Source organism: Plantibacter cousiniae (nom. nud.), from assembly GCF_977070315.1.
This window is the reverse complement of record NZ_CDRVEU010000013.1, coordinates 203,230-219,491: the sequence shown is the minus strand read 5'-3', so window position 1 is coordinate 219,491 and position 16,262 is coordinate 203,230. Positions and strand designations below refer to the sequence as shown.

Genomic DNA, 16,262 nt, shown 5'->3' with positions numbered 1-16,262 from the left:
GTGCGGCAAGGACTAAGTCATGCCCGAAGAAAAGTTGATAGGCGCTGTCGAAGTCGTCCGTGACGAGGACGGCTACTAGTATCACCCAGGAATCCCGAATTTCGATGAAGACCATGCCGCCTACAAAGCGTGGCTTAATGGCCAGCAGCTGAAGGTGGTCGGCTGGCACATGGATGCCGAACTTGAATCGCACCCTTACTGGGAAGAAGGCGCAGCCAACTGCCTCGGCTGGGAGCCTGAAGCACCCGCTGAGCCCGGCTGGTTCCTTCTGGGCATCTTCGACACGGACGATGGCCCATACGTGCAGTGGGCTCGGCGGGTGGTGACTCCATGACCCAGGCCAAGGAAAGACCGATCCTGTTCAGCGCGCCGATGGTGCGCGCCATCCTGTCAGGCCAGAAGACGGTCACGCGGCGGGCGCTCAAGGTTCAACCGCACATTGATGCGAGCGGTAATTTCTGTGTAGATGGTGCCAACTACGGGCAAGACATTTACGGCAAACCGGTGACAAAACACTTTGTCAGCAGTAACTGCCCGCACGGAAGACCCGGTGACCGGCTATGGGTGCGGGAGGCTTGGCAGGCTGACGCGCAGGTGAATGCAATCGCGCCGCGAGAGCTGAGCCACGGCGAGCCGATACAGTACCCAGCAGATGGCGCCTTGAGGCAAACCGGATGCTCGATGATCACGCCAGGGAAAACTCGGCCATCCATTCACATGCCGCGTTGGGTCAGCCGCATCCTGCTGGAGATCACCGATGTTCGGGTTGAACGGCTGCAGGAAATCAGTCTTGCCCAGGTCCAGCGGGAAGGCTGCCAAGTTCGCCAGTTCTGGCTCTTTGGTGCAAATAAAGAGGAAGCTCAAAAGATAGGCGCCTCTGTTTTTGGCGAGCTCTGGTCATCTATCAACGGTGCTGAATCGTGGAACGCAAACCCGTGGGTCTGGGTAGTCGAGTTCAGGCGCGTGACGCTGTGAGCCTACCGCACCATGAATATCAGCTCTCCCCTGTCAGTCATCGCCATGCCGTACTTGAGCCGGCCCAGGTACTGCTCGTGCATTGAGTAGACCCGGTCACCGATGATTCTGAAAATCATCGTTGGGCCTGACCAGACATTGCCGTCCACCGCCCGCCTGCCGAGTCTGGCATTGCGCGGGCCGTAAACCTCATCCGCAGTCGTGGTGCATTCCATGACCTCTCCTTGGTGCCGTCCCAGCCCCTGCTGGCTGCATGGACCATAGCAGTGAACCGCAGAACCTGCCTGATCACCCATTCCGCCGCGCAGCGCGGCCTGGAGCCTTTACCGTGGAAGCAGAAATACTTACAGACCAAGAGTTGGCCGATCTGACTGGCTACAAGCACAGAGCACATCAGCGAAAATGGCTCAACGACCGCAACTGGATTTTCGTAGAAAGCCGGGGCGGGCGTCCTCTGGTAGGCCGGATGTTCGCACGCATGAAGCTCGGCATGACACCGGCGCCCGCCGGTGACCACAACCCTCCCCCGGCGCGCCCGTCTTGGACACCGGACTTTTCCAGAGTGAACTGAAATGCGCCCCCGGAATACTGAGAACAGGGATTTGCCGCCAGGGATGGTACGGCGCAAGCGCCCTCGCAAAAACGGAACTGTATGGGTGGGATATTACTACCGGGACGCGAACGGCAAAGAGCTGCCGCTGGGCGGCGACCTGGATAAGGCGAGACTGAAATGGGCTGAGCTGGAGGCAAAAACAAAGCCAGATGACTTGAAGATCATGAAGGGGATTTTTGACCGGTACGAGCGGGACATAATCCCGAAGAAAGCTGCGCGAACGCAGAAAGACAACAAGGCTGAATTGAAACACCTGCGTAAAGGGTTCGAGAGCGCTCCAATTGACGCAATCACCCCTTCAATGGTCGCCCAGTATCGAGACGCACGGACGGCAAAGACCAGAGCAAACCGAGAGATTGCGCTGCTATCGCATGTTTACAACATGGCACGTGAATGGGGATTCACAGATCGCGAGAACCCCTGCGCCGGGGTGCGCAAGAACAAGGAAAAGGTCCGCGACTATTACGCGAATGACATGGTCTGGGCTGCTGTGTACGGGCAAGCCCCGCAGGAGCTCAAGGATGCGATGGACCTGGCTTACCTAACCGGTCAGCGCCCAGCTGACGTTATCGCGATGAACCGAGGCGATATTGAGGGCGACTACCTCAATGTCCAGCAAGGAAAGACCGGAAAGCGCCTGCGCATTCAGATGCAGAACAGCGGCGTTCCAAACAGCTTGGGACTGCTGATAGGCGCAATAATGCTGAGAAATGCCAAGCACGCATCCCATCACTTCATTTTGAGCAGAACTGGCATGCGCGTTTCTCAGCAGATGCTGCGTAACCGATGGGACGAAGCCCGGGAAGCAGCACGCCTTTCTGCCATTGCCGATGGCAGGGCTGAAGACGCAGAGAAAATACGGCAATTCCAGTTCAAGGATATCAGGCCGAAAGCCGCGTCCGAGATCACCGATATCGCAGACGCCAGCCTGTTGCTGGGCCACTCCAAACAGGAGATAACGAAGCGCGTTTACCGCCGGATCGGCGCTGTCGCGCAGCCCTCAAAGTGAGAAAGTTTCGGAACTCCACCCCTTAAAGTTTCGGAACTCATCACTTTCCTGCGCCCAATAAAAAACCCCGCAGACGTTAATCTGCGGGGCTTTGAATAGTGGAGGCCGAGGTCGGAATCGAACCGGCGTAGGCGGATTTGCAATCCGCTGCATAACCATTTTGCTACTCGGCCTCAAACGAAAGATGCTTCACTTGAACATCAAACGTGTTTTGATTTCGCGGGAAACCTGTATTTCTTTGGCTTCCAACCCATTGAATCTAAAGGGTTTTTTTCAATTCCTCGCTCAGGAATGGACGCAATTCTGTACTGGTTCGCATGCCATGTCAAGAACGAGGAGAAAATAATTCGCCCACGCTGTACCAGTGCAAACTCTACTGCGCCTGGCTTTCCAGAGGCGTATACGGTTTGAAGAACCCGCTGCCCATCCATTGTGGTGTTTTTTCCGTGGTCAGCGGCTGGGCGCGCTGGTAGCTGTTTGCGTTTTTCGCGTAGCCCTTGTGGTCGTACTCGGCCATGAACGGGTACGGGAAGACCTTGCGGGTACGTCCGCGATTGCCCACGTTTTCCTTGACCATGGACGCCGGCAGCGACTGTGCCAGCGGTCTCTGCCTGTTGCCGGCCTTGTCGGGGCCTGCCTGTCGGACAACGATGGCGTCCGGGGCCCGGCTTTTTTCGACCCAGGCTATGATCGGCGTCAGCAGATCGACCAGGCTTGGCCCTTCCCCGCCGCCGCAGTGATAAACGCCGGGCAGCATGTACAGCCTCGAGAATGCCTCGGTGCGGCTCTTGCCCATCTGTGCTTCAAGCGCCTCGTGGTACGCCAGGGTGTTGAGCGGTGAGACGTTCGGGTCGGCCCAGCCGTGCCACAGGATCAGTTTGCCGCCGTGGCTGGCGAATGGCGAGAGATCGGGATTGGTGGCGTCGTACAGCGCATGCAACGGGCGCAGTTGATCAAAGGTTTTCTCGTCGAAGTTCAGCGCATTCAAATCGAAACTTGCCGGTGGGTTCTTCTCGAACACGACGTTGCGAATGGCCTCCAGCGCGGCCTTTTCACTGTATACCGTCTGATCGGCGCTAACCGGCACGAACACGCCGGCCCAAGCCAATTCCGAACCCGGCTGCGGGCCGCCCAGGGTCAGTCGCTCACCACTGGCAGCGTCCTTCGGGCCTTCGTAAAAGCGTCTGACCGTGGCCACCTCCTCTGCGCTCAGGCACGTGGCGGGGTCGGCCGACGCCTTGCATTGCAGCGCGGCGGGATCGAAGTGGCAGATACGCGGATCCGCTATCAGGCCGTCAATCTGTCCGTCCAGCACATCGCATTGGTCAAGTACGGCCTTGTGCAGCAACGGTAGTCGTGAGGCGAGCAGGATAGGCTTGCCGTCTGCCCCTCGGTTGGAGCGCGCCATCCAGCCGTGATACAGGGTTTTCTGCACTTGAAAGTTGAGCGCCGGGGCTCCGGCAATGATGCCGTCGAAATCGTCCGGGTAACGCTGTGCTTCGATCAACGCCTCGCGACCGCCGTCCGAGCAGCCACTGAAGTAGGCGTATTCTGCTTTGCGACCATAGAACGCGGCGATCAGTTTCTTCGAGGCCAGCGCAGTGAGGTGCACACCACGATGGGCAAAATCGGCGCGTTTTTGCGGATCATCGCCAAAATGCTCGTCTGCCGCCCGATGGCCCATGTCAGTGGAGGCCACCGCAAAGGCGCCGGTATTCAGGGATGTACAGCCATCAGCGGCACGCACGGTCGAGTTGACGTTGCCACACAATCCGCCGCAGCCGACTTGCAGGTAGCGCTGCTCCCAGGTCCCGGTTGGCAGCTCAAGCCTGAAATTGATCTCCGGCGCCAGTTGGCCTTCCACCGCACACACCGCAACACCGTCACGCGTCGATTCACTGGCCGCCAGCACACGACTGCCCTGCCCGCCGATGTCACTGAGTTCCACGCTGCTCAGTGCAGCACAACTGCTGATCGGTTTGACCACTGCAAGCCGGGCCACGTTGTCGGCGGTCGCCGAGGATGCCGTACGGGCCAGAGCCGGCGTCTGAATGCTGAGTGAAGTGACCAGCAGCAACAAGGCGTGGGCGTACTTCGGCTGGGAGGGTTTCATGAGAACTCCTGTTCATGAAGGATCAAAACCACAGTGCGAACCTGCAAATGGCCGCACTGTGGGCAAGGGTAAAACGTTCAAGCCTGGCGATTATTCAAAGGCTAGTGGAAAAAACCATCACCGATTCCATCCGCCGCCCATGACCTTGTAGAGCGTGACGCGGTTGCTCTGCTCTGTCAGACGCAGGAAAATCAGGTCCTGCTCGGCACTGTACAGCGAGCGTTGCGACTCGAGCGCCTCCAGATAACTCTGCGATCCGCCGCGGTATAGGGCGTCGGCCAGTTCGTAGCTTCTGCGGCTGGCATCGGTGTAGGCCTGCTGCGCGGCAAGCCGCTCATCCAGCGTGCTGCGCACCGCCAAGGCATCGGCCACTTCCTTGAATGCGGTCTGGATCGTCTGCTGATAGGTCTGAATCTGGATCTGGTTCTCGACCTTGGCCGAGTCAAGCGTGGCCCGATTGGCGCCGCCGTCGAAAATCGGCACGATGATACTTGGCGCAAAGCTCCACGCGCCGGTTCCGGACTTGAACAGACCTGACAGGCTGGTGCTGGAAGAGCCTGCACTGGCAGTCAGGGTGATACTGGGGAAGAACGCCGCACGCGCGGCACCGATATCAATGTTCGCGGCTTTGAGTGTGTGTTCGGCACTCAGCACGTCCGGGCGACGCTGCAGGAGGCTGGAAGGCAGGCCATCCGGCACCTGCACCAATTGCGCCACCGACTGCATGTCGGCATCGGGCAGCAGCTCCTCCGGCAGATCGCTGCCGACCAGCAGGCGCAAGGCGTTGCGGTCCTGAAGAATCTGGCTTTTATATTGCGCCACATCGCCCCTCGCCGATTCGACCGTTGTCTGCGCCTGGGCCACTTCCAGCCCCGAAGAACCGCCCAGCGCATGACTGCTTTTGGTCAGGTCGTAGCTTTTCTGCTGGCTGGCCAGCGTGTCTTCGGCAAGTTTCAGAAGCTGGTTGTCGGCGGCCAGGGTCAGCCAGCCGGTCGCCACTTCGGCGATCAGGCTGATTTGCGTGCTGCGCCGGGTTTCGGTCAAGGCCAGGTAATCCTCGAGCGCTTCGTCCTGAAGGTTCTGGATACGCCCGAACACATCCAGTTCATAGCTGCTCAAGCCCAGCTGCGCGCTGTACTCATGGCTGATCGACGACTTTCCGGTCATCGAGGTCGATGACGGCGTGCGTGTATGCGTGCCGCTGCCACTGGCATCAATGGTCGGCAGGCTCGCCGCCCGCTCGATGCGATATTGCGCCTGCGCTTTCTCGACATTGAGGCTGGCCAGGCGCAGGTCGCGGTTATTCACCAGCGCCAGGTTCTGCAGGCGCACCAGGCGGTTATCGATGAAAAAATTCTGCCATTCGATATCCGTGGGCACGCTGCCCGACGCAGCCGGTTGGGCAGCCGTCGCTGGCAGCCATTGGCTTGAAACCGGCGCTTCAGGCCGCTGGTAATCCGGGGCCAGGTTGACGCAGCCCGCAAGCAGCGCCGTGACAGCCAGCGAAGGCCAGAAAAGACGCATCATGCTTCACCTGTAGATGTGGGTTGAGCCGCAGGAGCATTGCCTGACGAACGACTGAAGCGGCGACGCACTTCCACGAAGAACAGCGGCACCAGAAAAATCCCCAGCACGGTGGCGCTGAACATGCCGCCCAGTACGCCCGTGCCGATCGCGTTACGCCCGGCCGAGCCTGCACCGCTGCTGAGGGCCAGCGGCAGCACACCGAACATGAACGCCAGCGAAGTCATCAGAATCGGACGCAGTCGTTGCCGGGCGGCAAGAAGGGTCGCTTCATGCAGGCTTTTGCCCTGTTCCTGAAGATGTTTGGCGAACTCGACGATCAGAATCGCGTTTTTCGCCGCCAGGCCCACGGTGGTCAGCAAGCCCACCTGAAAGTACACGTCATTGCTCAAGCCACTAATCCGCGTCGCCAGTACCGCGCCGACCACACCCAGCGGCACCACGAGCATGACCGAGAACGGCACCGACCAGCTCTCGTACAGGGCTGCCAGGCAGAGAAACACGAACAGCACTGAAATGGCATAGAGCATCGGCGCCTGGGAGCCGGACAGGCGCAGTTGATAGGACTGCCCGGTCCACTCGTACCCGATGCCTTCGGGCAGTTGCTTGATGATGGCCTCAACCGCATCCATCGCGGTACCCGAGCTGACACCTGGCGCAGGGTCGCCCACCACTTCAAGTGACGAGCTGCCGTTGTAACGCTCCAGCAACGGCGAACCATAGCTCCAGCTGCTGCTGGCGAACGACGAGAACGGGACCATTTCGTCATTGCTGTTGCGCACGAACCAATGGTCCAGATCGGCTGATTGCATACGCGAAGCAGCCTCGCCCTGCACGTAGACTTTCTTCACTCGCCCCTGATTGAGGAAGTCATTGATGTAGCTGCCGCCCAGCGCAGTGGACAGGGTCGAGTTGATGTCGCTGGTGGACAGGCTCAGCGCTCCGGCCTTGCGATCGTCGATGGTCACTTTCAGCTGCGGAGTGTCGTCCAGGCCGTTGCTGCGCACGCCCAGCATGCTCGAGTCCTTTCTCGCCAGCTCGATAAACTGCTCGCGTGCCGCCACCAGTGCCTCATGCCCCACTCCGCCGAGGTCCTTGAGTTGCACATCGAACCCCGAACTCTGCCCCAGGCCACGTACCGCAGGCGGCTGCATGACAAACACGCTGGCGTCACCGATGCTCGCCAGGGCCAGCGTCGCGCGCTGTGCCACCTGCGCCGCACCCTGCTCCTTGCCGGAACGCTCGCTCCAGTCCTTGAGCTTGATAAACGCCCTGGCGGTGTTCTGACTGTTACCGCCCATCCCCAGTCCGGAAATACTGATCAACGCCTCGACCTCCGGCTGTTTGAGCATGTAAGCCTCGAACTGCCGCATCACCGCCTGCGTACGGCTGTCGGTAGCGCCCACCGGCAGCTGGATCTGCGCCATCAGCGCGCCCTGGTCTTCATCCGGCAGGAACGAGGTGGGCAGACTGACGTAACCCACCGCCATGACCACCAGCACCAGCGCATACACCAGCAGGCCCCGTCCGCGATGTTCGATGACTCCGCCCACGCCTCGCTGATAGCGATCGGCGCTGCGGTCGAACGTGCGGTTGAACCAGCCGAAAAAGCCACCGCGCTGTGCGTGCAGTTGCGCATCCGAGGCTTTGAGCATCGTTGCGCACAACGCTGGCGTCAGGGTCATTGCAACCAGTACCGAGAGCAGCATGGCCGAAACGATGGTCACCGAAAACTGCCGGTAGATAATCCCGGTGGAACCGCTGAAAAAGGCCATCGGAATGAACACGGCGCTCAGCACCAGCGCAATACCGATCAGCGCGCTGGTAATTTCATCCATTGATTTGCGGGTCGCCTCCAGCGGGCTCAGGTGCTCTTCGCCCATCACCCGCTCGACGTTTTCCACCACCACAATGGCATCGTCGACCAGCAGGCCGATGGCCAGGACCATCGCGAACATGGTCAGCGTGTTGATCGAATAGCCGAACAGCGCCAGCACGCCGAACGTGCCCAGCAGCACCACCGGCACGGTAATCGCCGGAATCAGCGTGGCACGCAGGTTCTGCATGAACAGAAACATGATCAGCACCACCAGCGCGATCGCCTCACCCAGCGACTTCACCACCTCCTTGATCGACAGGCTCACGAATGGCGTGGTGTCATAGGCAATGACTGTTTTCAGTTGCATTTGCGCGGGGTAGAACGGTTCGAGCTCCTTGAGTTTGGCCTTGATCGCTTCACCAACGCTCAGCGCGTTTGCGCCTGACGCCAGCTGAATACCCATTGCCGCAGCAGGCCTGCCATTGAGCGCCGAGTTGATGTCATAGCTTTCGCTGCCCAGCTCCACCCGCGCCACATCGCGCAAGAGCACGACCGCGCCGTCACTGGAAGATTTGACGACCACGTTCTCGAACTGCTCGGGCGTCTGCAGCTTGCTGCGGGCACTGATGGTCGCATTCAGTTGCTGACCTTCCACCGCCGGCAAGGCCCCTAACTGGCCTGCCGAGACCTCGGTGTTCTGCGCCTCCAGGGCCGAGCTGATGTCGGAGGGCATCAGTGAGTACTTTTCCATCTTCGCCGGGTCCAGCCAGATCCGCATCGCGTACCCCGACCCCAGGGTCTGCACGTCGCCGACACCATCCACACGGCTCAGTTGATCGAGCAGCGTGCTGGAAATGTAATCACCGATCTGCGTGCCGGTGACGCTTTCGTTATCGGAGGCCAGGGCGACCAGCATCAGGAAGTCGGAACTGCCCTTGGTCACCGTCAAGCCTTCGCTCTGCACGCTTTGCGGCAGGCGCGACTCGGCCTGCTGCAGCTTGTTCTGCACCTGCATCTGCGCCACGTCAGGGTCGGTGCCTGCGGCGAAGGTCAGGCTGATGCTCGCACTGCCCGCGGAGCTGCTGGAGGCGGACATATAAGTCAGCCGGTCCAGCCCCTTCATCTGCTGCTCGATGACCTGTGTGACAGAGTCTTCGACGGTCTTGGCCGATGCACCAGTGTAAGTGGCGGAGATCTTTACCGTCGGCGGCGCGATATTGGGGTATTGCTCAAGTGGCAGCTGGCTGATGGACAGCCCACCGGCAAACATGATGCAGATGGCAATGACCCAGGCGAAGATGGGCCGATCGATGAAGAAACGAGCCATATTCAGCCCTCCTTCACGGCAGCGGCAGTGGCCGCAGTACCAGACGCTGGCGAATCGGCGTTGTCAGCGCTCTGCACGGTAACCTCGGTGCCTACCGGGGTTTTCTGTCCGCCTTCGACCACGACCTCATCATTGGCCTTGAGCCCGCTGCTCACCCACCACCGGTTGCCCACCGTGCGGTCGACGCTGATCACCCGCTGCTCGATCTTGCCGTCAACCACCAGCAACACCGTGGTCTGGCCACTGGCACTGCGGGTGACGGCCTTCTGCGGAATCAGGATCGCATTCTGATCCTGCGCCTGCTCCAGCACCGCCACCACGTACATGCCGGGCAGCAACAGCCGCTCCGGATTGGCAAAGCTGGCACGCAGCGTCACCGTGCCGGTACCCTCATTGACGCTGACGCCGCTGAATTGCAGGCGGCCTTCATGGTTGTAGGTGCTGCCGTCATCCAGCTTGAGGGTGATTCGGGCTTCCCCGTCGCTGTTGGTTTGCAGCTTGCCGCTGGCCAGGTCGCGCTTGAGACGCAGCAACTCGGTGGTGGACTGGGTGACGTCGACGTAAATCGGGTCCAGTTGCTGAACCGTGGTCAGCGCAGTGTCCTGCTGGGCCACCACCAATGCACCGGGGGTCACGGTCGAGGTCTCGATGCGGCCGCTGATAGGTGCGGTAATCCGTGTGTAGGCCAGATTGATGCGTGCGGTCTGCACATCGGCCTCCGCCACTTTCACCTCGGCGGGGGCAGTCAGCAGGCTGGCCTCGGCGTCTTCTTTATCCTGCTGGCTGATGGCATCGATCTTGGCCAGTTGCACATCGCGTTTGGCGGTGGCCTGTGCGGACTTGAGCGTGGCACGGGACTTGGCGAGCGTGGCCTGCGACTCTGCCAGAGCCGCCTGATAGGTCGCGCTGTCGAGTTGGTACAACGGCTGACCAGCCTTGATTTCGGCGCCTTCGACGAACAGTCGCTGCTGCACGATGCCACTGACCTGAGGCCGTATCTCGGCAACCATGTACGCTTTGGTGCGCCCCGCCAGCTCGGTGGTCAGCGATTGGCTGCGCGGTTTGACGGTGACCACCGACACGGTCGGTTTCTCCGCAGCAGGCGGCGAATTGCCGTCTGAACAACCGCTCAGAAGACCGATAAGAGCTGCGTAGATGACAAAGGTCAAAGTCATCAGGTATTTGGCGAAAATCTTGCTCGACATGATTGCCTCAGGACGTTGTGGCGAAAGCCTGACGTCAGAGTGCGAGGCAAATGTGCAGGAAAATTGAAGATTGCCGCGTTGACTTGAAACTTGCCGTCGCGAAGGCCTAAATGGACGCCGTCTTCAGGGAAACCCCGAGCCTTCATGAAATCGAGCATCTCCACCAAACTCTTTGTCGCGGTATTGGCCAGCGTGCTGTCAGTCATCCTGATCATGGGCCTGACCGCGAACTGGAGCTTTGCCCGCGGCTTTCTGGGTTACCTCAACGAACAGGCCATGCAGCGCATGTCGCCGGTCCTGCCACGGCTGGCCGCTGCCTATGCGCGCGAAGGCAGTTGGGAATTCATGCGTGACAACAAGGATCGCTGGTTCGAAGTGATGCGCCCGGAGCCGGCGCAGGATTTCGCCATCCCCGGGCTGGCGACGCCGCCTACCTCCGACCTGACCGGCGCGGTGTTCCGGATCGCGCTGCTGGATGCGCAAAAGAACCTGGTGATGGGCTTTCCAGGGGTCCATGACGATGAGTTCATGCGCCCGGTGGAAGTCGACGGCAAAGTCGTTGGCTGGATGGCGGTCACGCCCTTTCAAAGTGTCAGCGAAGCCGGCGGCGAGCGCTTTCAGCAGTACCAGTTGCGCGCCAGCCTGGCGATGGGCGTGCTGTCGCTGCTGCTGGCGGTGCTGATTGCCTGGTGGATCGCGCGCACCCTGCTCGATCCGGTCAAACGTGTGGCCGCGGCAACCCATCGCCTTGCCGCCGGTGAATACGCCAGCCGCGTGGCGGTTTCCTCGAACGACGAGGTCGGTCAACTGGCGCGCGACTTCAACCAGCTGGCGTACACCCTGGAGCGCAATGAGAAGATGCGCCGCGAATTCATGGCCGACGTGTCCCATGAGCTGCGCACCCCGCTGTCGGTCCTGCGTGGCGAACTGGAAGCCATCGAGGATGGCGTGCGCACACTGGATCAGGCGTCGATGAAGTCCCTGCAGGGCGAAGTCGGCATGCTCAGCAAGCTGGTGGATGATCTGTATGAGCTGTCCCTGGCGGATGTGGGCGCCCTGACCTACCGCAAGGTCGACTGTGATCTGGCGGAGCTGCTGACGAATATCACCGACATGTTCGAAGAGCGTTGCGCAGCCCGTCAGTTACATTTGCAGCTGGAGCTTGCTGGCGGGGCTCTACCGGTGCACGCAGACCCGGGACGCCTGCAGCAATTGATCAGCAACCTTCTGGAAAACTCGGTGCGCTACACCGATGCCGGTGGCACAGTGCACGTGCGTGCTGCCCTGCTGGGTGATGAGGTGCGCGTCGATGTGATGGATTCCGGCCCCGGCGTCGACCCGCAGCAACTGCCCAGACTGTTCGAACGTTTCTATCGCGGTGAAACTTCACGTAACCGCGCCAGCGGCGGTGCGGGTCTGGGGTTGGCGATCTGTCACAGCATCGCCCTCGCCCACGGCGGCAGCCTGAGCGCCGACCATTCGCCCACAGGCGGCCTCTGGCTGACCCTGTGCCTGCCCGGACACTTGCGCCCATGACCGCTACAAGCGTTGAAACACCGATTCTCATTGTCGAAGACGAGCCCAAGCTGGCGTCGCTGATGCGCGACTATCTGATCGCGGCCGGGTATTCGACCCACTGCCTGAGTAACGGGCTAGACGTTGTGCCCGCTGTCAGAGCGAACGCGCCACAACTGATCCTGCTCGACATCATGCTGCCTGGCCGCGATGGCATGGACATCTGCAAGGAACTGCGCAGCTTCAGCGACGTGCCCATTGTGATGATCACCGCACGCGTCGAGGAAATCGACCGATTGCTCGGCCTGGACCTCGGTGCCGACGACTACATCTGCAAACCGTTCAGCCCCCGTGAGATGGTCGCTCGCGTCAAAGCCATCCTGCGTCGGAGCGCTTCCAGCGAGCCGCACACGCCCAAGGGTTTGCAGGTGGACGAAGCGCATTACCAAGCCTCGTTCAACGGCGTCACCCTGGACCTGACCCCGGTGGAACTGCGTCTGCTGGCGACCTTCGCCCGCTCACCGGGCCGGGTCTTCTCCCGTGACCACTTGCTGGACAGGCTCTACTCGGATCACCGCGTAGTGACCGACCGCACCGTGGACAGCCACATCCGCAACCTGCGCCGCAAACTGGAGCAGGCCTGCCCGGGTCAGGACCCGATCCAGTCGCTGTACGGGGTGGGCTACAAGCTGGAGTTGTGACCGGTCCTGTGCGGAGCATGGGTACGATAGTTACAGGACGATCGTTCCTCACGCTCCAGCGTGGGAATGCCTGTCGTGACGCTCCGCGTCACAAATCTGAGCCACGCAGCCTGCGCAACGACAGTCATCACACCTCAGGCACTCTCCGTCTGCCGGTTGCTCTGCAGCGCAGCCAGGTCACGGAAGGCAGCGCCCGGATGACTTGCTTCCAGACGTGGCCCATCGCCAAACAGCTTTTCGCGCAACGTGCCCTTGGCGTATTCGGTCTTGTAGACGCCGCGCTTCTGAAGCTCAGGCACCAACAGCTCGACCGCATCGATGAAGGTTTCATGGGTCAGCGCGTACGCCAGGTTGAACCCGTCAACGTCGGTTTCTTCCACCCACTCCTGCAGCAGATCCGCCACCGTTTCCGGGCTGCCGACAAACAGCGGGCCGAAGCCACCGATTCCGACCCAATCGGCCAGTGCCTGCGGCGTCCATATCGTGTTCGGGTCTGCGCTGGAAAAGGTCTCGACCGCCGACTGAATGGCATTGGTGTGAACGTGACGAAGGGGTTCGTCGGGCTTGAACTGGCTGAAGTCGATACCGGTCCAGCCGGAAATCAAGGCCATCGCGCCCTCATAACTGACCCAGCTTTTGTATTCCTCGAATTTGGCCCTGGCCTTGGCATCCGTCTCGCCAAGGATCACCGTCTGTAAATTGAAAATCAGCACCTTGGACGGGTCGCGACCGGCCTCTGCGGTGCGCCGGCGGATATCGGCCACGGTCTTTTTCAGCAGGACTTTCGAGGGCGCTGCAACGAAAACGCATTCGGCGTGCTCGGCGGCGAACTGCTTGCCGCGGCTTGAAGCGCCGGCCTGATAGAGCACAGGCGTGCGTTGCGGCGACGGCTCGCACAAATGGATGCCAGGCACCTGGAAGTGTTTGCCGACATGGCGAATCTCGTGGATTTTGGTCGGATCACTGAATACGCGGCGCTCCCGGTCACGCAGAATCGCGCCGTCTTCCCAGCTGCCTTCCCAGAGTTTGTAACAAACCTCCAGATACTCCTCCGCGTAGTCGTAGCGCGCGTCATGTTCGGTCAGGGTTTTCTGGCCCAGGTTCTTCGCACCGCTTTCCAGATACGAGGTGACGATATTCCAGCCCGCACGCCCCTTGGTCAGGTGATCCAGCGTCGACAGGCGACGGGCAAACGGATAGGGATGTTCGAACGACAGCGACGCGGTCAGGCCGAAGCCCAAATGTTCGGTCACCAGCGCCATGGGCGGGATGAGCTGCAACGGGTCGTTGACCGGCACCTGAGTAGCCTGGCGAATTGCCGCCTCACCGTTGCCGCGATAGACGTCGTAAATGCCCAGCACATCGGCAATGAACAAACCATCGAACTTGCCGCGTTCGAGAGTTTTCGCCAGATCGGTCCAGTATTCGAGGTCCTTGTACTGCCAGGAACGGTCACGCGGATGTGCCCAGAGGCCCGGCGATTGATGGCCGACGCAGTTCATGTCAAACGCATTAAGGCGGATTTGGCGAGGCATGCACTTACTCCTGAAGCTGTGGCGGAACCACGCCGTTGAGGCGTTGATTGCCGATAACCTGATAGTGCCAGCGCAGCGGCTCGCGACCGGCCGGGGCTGGCAATAACGGGCGCTGCCCGGTCAATTCGTACTGAATATTGCCCACCGCCTGCAGAGCATCGGCGCTGGCAATGACCGCCTCGCTGCTGGCGATAAGGTGTTGCTCGGCCGAAGCGTCCAGACGCCCGGCGCGCTCCAGCAGCGCGGCGGCGACGTCCAGACGAATCTGCAGGTCCCCGACCTTGCTGATCACATAAGGGTCATCGACCACGCGCTGCAGACCACTGAGCGACCACGGCCGACCGTGCTCACGCAGGTAATCGAGGGTGTCTTGCAGGCCCTGGCGCGCCTGATCAAGGTCTTCGGCGGCGACCGCCAGTTGTGCGGTAATAGCGGGATGCGTCATGGGCATACTCCTTGATCAGTTCCAGGCGTGGCGTGGCGGTGCAATGCCGTTGAGCACCTGATTGCCGATCAGGTGATATTTCCAGCGCGCCGGGTCATGCAGCGTGTGGGTCCGCGCGTTGCGCCAGTAGCGGTCGAGATTGAGTTTGCCGAGCACCGAGCGGGTGCCGGCCAGTTCGAACAGCTGGCTGCCGGCGAGCAAGGCAATCTGCGCCGACAGCACCTTGGCCTGGGCGACAATCACCGAGGCCTGTGCAACGCTGGCTTCACTGGGTTCGGCCAGGGCGTGATCGATGGCGTGCCCGGCTTTAGCGAGGATCGCGTCGGTGCCGTGCAGGCGCCACTGCAAGTCGCCGATGGCGGCAATGCTGAACGGGTCCTGCCAGCCGAAATCCTGCTTGCTGTCGATCCATGGCCGCGCCAACCGGGCGTGCTTCAGGGTTTCCTCGAACGCGCCGTGAGCAATGCCGGTGTCCACCGCGGCCTGAATGATCTGCGAAATCGGCCCATTGGCCGTCGGTTCGTCGAAAGCGCGATACGCCGGGATCACCGCACTCGACGGTACGCGAACGGCTTTCAAAACAGCCCCGCCGCTGGCCGTGGTGCGCTGCCCGAAACCGTCCCAGTTATCGATGATGGTCAGGCCCGGATTGTCGCGTTCGACGAAGGCGATGAACGCCTGATTCTGCTCGTTGACGCCTGAAACCGGCACGAGGTGCGCGAACAGTGCGCCAGTGCAGTAGAACTTTTCGCCGTCCAGCACCGCGTGCTCGCCCTCAAAGCGAATCCGGGTCTGAAAGGCGCCGGCGTTCTTGCTTTTCGACTCGGAGAACGCATTGCCGAAGCGGTAGCCGGCCAGCGCCTTGCCGAAGTAGTGGCGTTTCTGCTCCTCGGTCCCGGTCTGCAGGAGGATATCGAGCACGCCCAGGTGGTTCTGCGGGATTTGCCCGAGTGAAGGGTCGGCGGCAGAAATAAGCTTGATCACTTCCGCGACGGTGACATAGGAAACGCCCGCACCGCCGTAGGCCTTGGGTACGGTAATGGCCCACAGTCCGCTGGCGGAAAACTCATCCAGCTCGGCGACTGGCAGACGCCGTTCGCGATCACGCACTGAAGCTTCCTCAGCGAAGCGACCGGCCAGAGCCCTGGCCACTTCGATGGCTTCGGCATCCGAACCAATGACGTGCGCGGCGGGAGGTGCGGCAGTTGGAAGAGAGGAAGGAAAACTCATGGACAGGCTCCTGCTCGTTGGCGACAGGTTGAAAACACTCAACACGCTTGACCCTGAACATTGCACAGCCCGTGCCGGAAAATAATTCATTTAAAATCAATAATTTGAACATATCAGCTCATGAATGACGGCACCCCGCAGAGCAAAATGTTCGATCGCTGTTGCTGGCCGAACAGCGGCGCACTCACAGCACATCCAGCGCAGACACAGGTATTCCAGGGCCGACGAGCTGCCGGCATGGCTGACAACGC

The 16,262-nt window shown here is 60.8% G+C and carries 14 protein-coding genes and 1 tRNA gene; 6 read left to right on the top strand and 9 right to left on the bottom strand.

The genetic code is table 11. The annotated features are described in order from the left end of the window. Nucleotides 1–169: 169 nt before the first annotated feature. Nucleotides 170–334 (top strand): hypothetical protein, encoded by a 165-nt coding sequence (locus ACW55A_RS23175; RefSeq protein ID WP_498811239.1) that lies wholly within the window; start codon nucleotides 170–172, stop codon nucleotides 332–334. Continuing rightward, nucleotides 331–975 carry a morphogenetic protein gene (locus ACW55A_RS23170; protein WP_498811238.1) on the top strand — a complete coding sequence of 215 codons (645 nt, stop codon included), beginning with the start codon at nucleotides 331–333 and terminating at the stop codon, nucleotides 973–975. Before ACW55A_RS23175 ends, ACW55A_RS23170 begins: the two co-directional genes overlap by 4 nt. A gap of 2 nt (nucleotides 976–977) precedes the next feature. Here ACW55A_RS23170 and ACW55A_RS23165 read toward each other — a convergent pair whose 3' ends face one another. Then, nucleotides 978–1,190: a hypothetical protein gene (locus tag ACW55A_RS23165; RefSeq protein WP_498811237.1), complete on the bottom strand. Its 213-nt coding sequence runs from the start codon at nucleotides 1,188–1,190 to the stop codon at nucleotides 978–980. 38 nt (nucleotides 1,191–1,228) lie between these two features. Here ACW55A_RS23165 and ACW55A_RS23160 point away from each other — a divergent pair, with 38 nt between their 5' ends. After that, a complete protein-coding gene (locus tag ACW55A_RS23160; protein WP_498811236.1) occupies nucleotides 1,229–1,546 on the top strand; it encodes a DUF4224 domain-containing protein in 318 nt (105 codons plus the stop codon). A gap of 85 nt (nucleotides 1,547–1,631) precedes the next feature. Then, the gene (locus ACW55A_RS23155; protein ID WP_498811235.1) at nucleotides 1,632–2,597 is read left to right on the top strand and encodes a phage integrase; all 966 of its coding nucleotides are present in this window, start codon (nucleotides 1,632–1,634) and stop codon (nucleotides 2,595–2,597) included. 99 nt (nucleotides 2,598–2,696) lie between these two features. Here the strand turns inward: ACW55A_RS23155 and ACW55A_RS23150 are convergent. The 5 genes from ACW55A_RS23150 to ACW55A_RS23130 all read right to left on the bottom strand — a co-directional run bounded on the left by ACW55A_RS23150 (nucleotide 2,697) and on the right by ACW55A_RS23130 (nucleotide 10,585). Continuing rightward, nucleotides 2,697–2,770, bottom strand: a tRNA-Cys gene (locus ACW55A_RS23150). Nucleotides 2,771–2,970: 200 nt separating this feature from the next. Next, nucleotides 2,971–4,710 carry a tannase/feruloyl esterase family alpha/beta hydrolase gene (locus ACW55A_RS23145; protein WP_498811234.1) on the bottom strand — a complete coding sequence of 580 codons (1,740 nt, stop codon included), beginning with the start codon at nucleotides 4,708–4,710 and terminating at the stop codon, nucleotides 2,971–2,973. 117 nt (nucleotides 4,711–4,827) lie between these two features. Continuing rightward, nucleotides 4,828–6,237 carry an efflux transporter outer membrane subunit gene (locus tag ACW55A_RS23140; protein WP_498811233.1) on the bottom strand — a complete coding sequence of 470 codons (1,410 nt, stop codon included), beginning with the start codon at nucleotides 6,235–6,237 and terminating at the stop codon, nucleotides 4,828–4,830. Next, nucleotides 6,234–9,380: an efflux RND transporter permease subunit gene (locus ACW55A_RS23135; RefSeq protein WP_497582333.1), complete on the bottom strand. Its 3,147-nt coding sequence runs from the start codon at nucleotides 9,378–9,380 to the stop codon at nucleotides 6,234–6,236. The genes ACW55A_RS23140 and ACW55A_RS23135 overlap by 4 nt, the downstream gene beginning before the upstream one ends. Before the next feature lie 2 nt (nucleotides 9,381–9,382). Next, the gene (locus tag ACW55A_RS23130; protein ID WP_498811232.1) at nucleotides 9,383–10,585 is read right to left on the bottom strand and encodes an efflux RND transporter periplasmic adaptor subunit; all 1,203 of its coding nucleotides are present in this window, start codon (nucleotides 10,583–10,585) and stop codon (nucleotides 9,383–9,385) included. A 144-nt stretch (nucleotides 10,586–10,729) separates the two neighbouring features. Here ACW55A_RS23130 and baeS point away from each other — a divergent pair, with 144 nt between their 5' ends. Both baeS and ACW55A_RS23120 read left to right on the top strand, forming a co-directional pair. Next, the gene (gene baeS, locus ACW55A_RS23125) at nucleotides 10,730–12,121 is read left to right on the top strand and encodes a sensor histidine kinase efflux regulator BaeS (protein ID WP_060707871.1); all 1,392 of its coding nucleotides are present in this window, start codon (nucleotides 10,730–10,732) and stop codon (nucleotides 12,119–12,121) included. Then, nucleotides 12,118–12,801 (top strand): response regulator, encoded by a 684-nt coding sequence (locus ACW55A_RS23120; protein WP_096107614.1) that lies wholly within the window; start codon nucleotides 12,118–12,120, stop codon nucleotides 12,799–12,801. Before baeS ends, ACW55A_RS23120 begins: the two co-directional genes overlap by 4 nt. Nucleotides 12,802–12,935: 134 nt before the next feature. Here ACW55A_RS23120 and ACW55A_RS23115 read toward each other — a convergent pair whose 3' ends face one another. The 3 genes from ACW55A_RS23115 to ACW55A_RS23105 are packed head-to-tail and all read right to left on the bottom strand — an operon-like array spanning nucleotide 12,936 to nucleotide 16,011. Next, nucleotides 12,936–14,336 carry an LLM class flavin-dependent oxidoreductase gene (locus ACW55A_RS23115; RefSeq protein ID WP_455808829.1) on the bottom strand — a complete coding sequence of 467 codons (1,401 nt, stop codon included), beginning with the start codon at nucleotides 14,334–14,336 and terminating at the stop codon, nucleotides 12,936–12,938. A gap of 4 nt (nucleotides 14,337–14,340) precedes the next feature. Next, nucleotides 14,341–14,781 (bottom strand): acyl-CoA dehydrogenase, encoded by a 441-nt coding sequence (locus ACW55A_RS23110; RefSeq protein WP_044307989.1) that lies wholly within the window; start codon nucleotides 14,779–14,781, stop codon nucleotides 14,341–14,343. A gap of 15 nt (nucleotides 14,782–14,796) precedes the next feature. After that, nucleotides 14,797–16,011 carry an SfnB family sulfur acquisition oxidoreductase gene (locus ACW55A_RS23105; RefSeq protein WP_455808830.1) on the bottom strand — a complete coding sequence of 405 codons (1,215 nt, stop codon included), beginning with the start codon at nucleotides 16,009–16,011 and terminating at the stop codon, nucleotides 14,797–14,799. Between the last annotated feature and the right edge of the window lie 251 nt (nucleotides 16,012–16,262).

Excerpts from the sequence above, each read along its gene's own strand:
- ACW55A_RS23115 (WP_455808829.1), bottom strand. The coding sequence starts at position 14,336 with ATGCCTCGCCAAATCCGCCTTAATGCGTTTGACATGAACTGCGTCGGC.
- baeS (WP_060707871.1), top strand. The coding sequence starts at position 10,730 with ATGAAATCGAGCATCTCCACCAAACTCTTTGTCGCGGTATTGGCCAGC.
- ACW55A_RS23175 (WP_498811239.1), top strand. The coding sequence starts at position 170 with ATGGATGCCGAACTTGAATCGCACCCTTACTGGGAAGAAGGCGCAGCC.
- ACW55A_RS23120 (WP_096107614.1), top strand. The coding sequence starts at position 12,118 with ATGACCGCTACAAGCGTTGAAACACCGATTCTCATTGTCGAAGACGAG.
- ACW55A_RS23145 (WP_498811234.1), bottom strand. The coding sequence starts at position 4,710 with ATGAAACCCTCCCAGCCGAAGTACGCCCACGCCTTGTTGCTGCTGGTC.
- ACW55A_RS23130 (WP_498811232.1), bottom strand. The coding sequence starts at position 10,585 with ATGTCGAGCAAGATTTTCGCCAAATACCTGATGACTTTGACCTTTGTC.
- ACW55A_RS23110 (WP_044307989.1), bottom strand. The coding sequence starts at position 14,781 with ATGACGCATCCCGCTATTACCGCACAACTGGCGGTCGCCGCCGAAGAC.
- ACW55A_RS23135 (WP_497582333.1), bottom strand. The coding sequence starts at position 9,380 with ATGGCTCGTTTCTTCATCGATCGGCCCATCTTCGCCTGGGTCATTGCC.
- ACW55A_RS23170 (WP_498811238.1), top strand. The coding sequence starts at position 331 with ATGACCCAGGCCAAGGAAAGACCGATCCTGTTCAGCGCGCCGATGGTG.
- ACW55A_RS23105 (WP_455808830.1), bottom strand. The coding sequence starts at position 16,011 with ATGAGTTTTCCTTCCTCTCTTCCAACTGCCGCACCTCCCGCCGCGCAC.
- ACW55A_RS23140 (WP_498811233.1), bottom strand. The coding sequence starts at position 6,237 with ATGATGCGTCTTTTCTGGCCTTCGCTGGCTGTCACGGCGCTGCTTGCG.
- ACW55A_RS23160 (WP_498811236.1), top strand. The coding sequence starts at position 1,229 with ATGGACCATAGCAGTGAACCGCAGAACCTGCCTGATCACCCATTCCGC.
- ACW55A_RS23165 (WP_498811237.1), bottom strand. The coding sequence starts at position 1,190 with ATGGAATGCACCACGACTGCGGATGAGGTTTACGGCCCGCGCAATGCC.